Below are 2840 nucleotides of genomic sequence, written 5' to 3' on the forward strand. Positions count from 1 at the left end.
TCGGCGGTGGTGCCCGGCCGGGGTTCCGGCACCGGCCCGGCACGGCGCTGCTCCTCCGGCAGCCGCACGTCGACGATGTCCCGACGCGGAGCGTCGCGGGGCGTGGCGGCATCGTCACCCACACCGGGCTCGCCGTCGGTCTCGGTGCGTTCGGGCGCCGGCGGGGTGGGCGGCGCCGTGCTGGTCGTGGCCTGGTCACCGCCGGGTGCGAGTGCGATCCCGCCCCCGGCCTGATACCCACCGCCCTTGGGCTTCTCCTCGACCTCCCGCTCGCGCTCGCGCTGGAGGCTGATCCGACGCTTGCGCGCGATCGTCAGCCCACCCACGAGCGCGACCAACAGCACGACGGCCGCTACGACAATGATCCACAACCAGGTGTTCGACACGCTGCCATCCTCCCACCCGTCCTCCACCCGGGCAGGTCGCCCCGGGAGCACGGTGAGCGGCCAACCGAATACAGATCCACTCCGCAAAAACCTCACGAAGGTCCTTACGTGGTGGTCACGCCGTCGGCAGGCTGGTGGTGACGTTCGTACTGCTGCCCCGCACGGACGGGACGGTCAGCGCCCACAGGTTCCTCGGCACCCGAGCCGGTCACCCTCCGTTGTGCCGTGAGGGGCACTTTCCCTGCACCCGACGCAGTGAATGTGCCCCTCGCCGCACCGGGCGCAGGAAATGTGCCCTTCACGGCACACCCCGGCGATCAGGTGCCGGTGTGGGTGAGCGGGGGTGTGGTGGGGGTGTCGGCGACCGAGCCGACGAAGCGGGCGCGGCCGTCCGGTTGCCATTCCACGGGCACGCCCAGGCGCGTCGGCGGGCGGCGCAGCGACTCGGGCAGGTCGTCGTCCGCGATCCGGCCGAGCCGGGTTCCGCGGCGGCGGATCTCGGCGACCCGCGCGGCCCCGGCCAGCAGCTGTTCCCACTCCGCGCCCGGCACGGCCGCACTCGCGCGGTCGAGCACCTGCGCCTCCGCCGTCGCCCACACCACCGGCGACGCCTCGAAGCTCCACCAGCGCCTGCTCCACGGCGGGGCGACGAAGCCGTGGGCCACGCACGGCAGCCACTGGCCCGGCACGAACCGGGTGCCCTCCCGGGCACGGAAGCTGATCAGCCGGTAGGCGAAGGCGGGCGGCGCCACCGGGTCCCGGGAGGTGTCCGCCATGACCAGCAGCTGCACGTCCGCGTCGGCCTGCTCCACCACCATGCCCGGGACGAGCTGACCGCCCCGGTACGGCCGGGTGGCACCACCGGTCAGCAGTCCGCGCAGGAACAGCCCCAACCCCACCAGCACGGCCAGGACACCGAGCAGGATCGCCCACCACGTGCCGTCGAGCATCGACCACACGCCGAGCCCGATCAGCACACCCCCGACGAGGATCCCGAGGGTGAGCCACAGCGCCCTGCGGTACACGTTCGGGCTGCTCTGCCGAAGGTGTTCGGGGTCGATCGGCGCGTCGAAGAACCTCCGCGGATCCCCCGCGGGCCACCCGTGCTCTGCCACCTCTGCCATGCGGGCATCCTGACAGACCCGCCACCCGTACGGGTGATCTGAGCCCGCGAGTCGCCACCCCACGCCCGCGAGTCGCCACCCCACGCCCGCGAGTCGACGCCCCACGCCCGCGAGTCGACGCCCCACGTCCGCGAATCGACGCCCCATGCCCACGAGTCGACCGTCCCCGCCCGCGAACCGACACGGGCGGCGCGGGAACGACGCCTCACGCCGGGGCGGGCTCCTCGACGCCGTCGTCCGTCCGGAGCCGCTGGGAGATCACCCGGGTGATGCCGTCGCCCTGCATGCTCACCCCGTACAGCGCGTCCGCGATCTCCATCGTCGGCTTCTGGTGCGTGATGATCAGCAGCTGCGAGTTCGCGCGCAGCTGCTCCAGCAGCCCGATCAGCCTGCGCATGTTCGTCTCGTCCAGCGCCGCCTCGACCTCGTCGAGCACGTAGAACGGCGACGGCCGCGCCCGGAAGATCGCCACCAGCATCGCCACGGCCACCAGCGACTTCTCCCCACCGGACAGCAGGGACAACCGCTTGACCTTCTTCCCCGGCGGCCTGGCCTCCACGTCCACCCCGGTGGTGAGCATGTCCCCGGGTTCGGTGAGCACCATGCGCCCCTCCCCACCCGGGAACAGCACCGAGAACACCGTCTCGAACTCCCGCGCGACGTCCTGATAGGCGCTGGTGAACACCTCGAGGATCTTCTCGTCGACCTCCTTGACGACGGAGAGCAGATCCTCCCGGGTCTGCTTGAGGTCCTCCAGCTGGGTGGACAGGAACTTGTAGCGCTCCTCCAGCGCGGCGTACTCCTCCAGCGCCAGCGGGTTGACCTTGCCCAGCTTGGCCAGGTCCTTCTCCGCCCGGTTGGCGCGGCGCTGCTGGGTGTCCCGGTCGTACGGGATCGGCTGCGGCGCCATCACGGTGTCGCCGCGCTCCTTCGCGGCCTCGTACTCGGCCATCTCCCCCGGCCCCGGCGGCACGTCCACGTCCGGGCCGTACTCGGCGACGAGGTCGTCCAGCCCGATGGCGAACTCCTCGGTGATCCGGGCCTCCAGCTGCTCCAGCCGCAGCCGCTGCTCCGCACGGGCGACCTCGTCGCGGTGCACGGCGTCGGTGAGCTTCTCCAGCTCCACCGTCAGCTCCCGCACCCGGTTGCGCACCTGGCCGAGCGCCTGCTCGGTCTCCTCCCGGCGGGCCTGGATGGCGTCCCGCTCCGCCGCCGCGCGCTGCAACGACGTCTCGATCCGCTCCAGCGCGGACTCCCCACCGTCCACGACGGCGCCGGCGATCTCCGCGCCGCGGGCGCGGGCGATGCGGGCCTGCTCGGCACGTTCCCG

2 protein-coding genes and 1 pseudogene are annotated in these 2840 nt (G+C 72.5%); all 3 read right to left on the reverse strand.

Annotated features, from left to right (window positions below; translation table 11 throughout):
* Positions 1–386: pseudogene (locus ACTIR_RS26640) on the reverse strand (signal recognition particle-docking protein FtsY); the annotation flags it as partial.
* Between the two features lie 317 nt (positions 387–703).
* Positions 704–1510 carry a DUF3239 domain-containing protein gene (locus ACTIR_RS0113340; protein ID WP_026454660.1) on the reverse strand — a complete coding sequence of 269 codons (807 nt, stop codon included), beginning with the start codon at positions 1508–1510 and terminating at the stop codon, positions 704–706.
* 205 nt (positions 1511–1715) lie between these two features.
* The coding region (locus ACTIR_RS23240; protein WP_034239940.1) for an AAA family ATPase at positions 1716–2840 on the reverse strand (1125 nt) is incomplete at its 5' end.

The organism is Saccharomonospora iraqiensis subsp. iraqiensis, assembly GCF_000430445.1.
GTDB lineage: Bacteria > Actinomycetota > Actinomycetes > Mycobacteriales > Pseudonocardiaceae > Saccharomonospora > Saccharomonospora iraqiensis.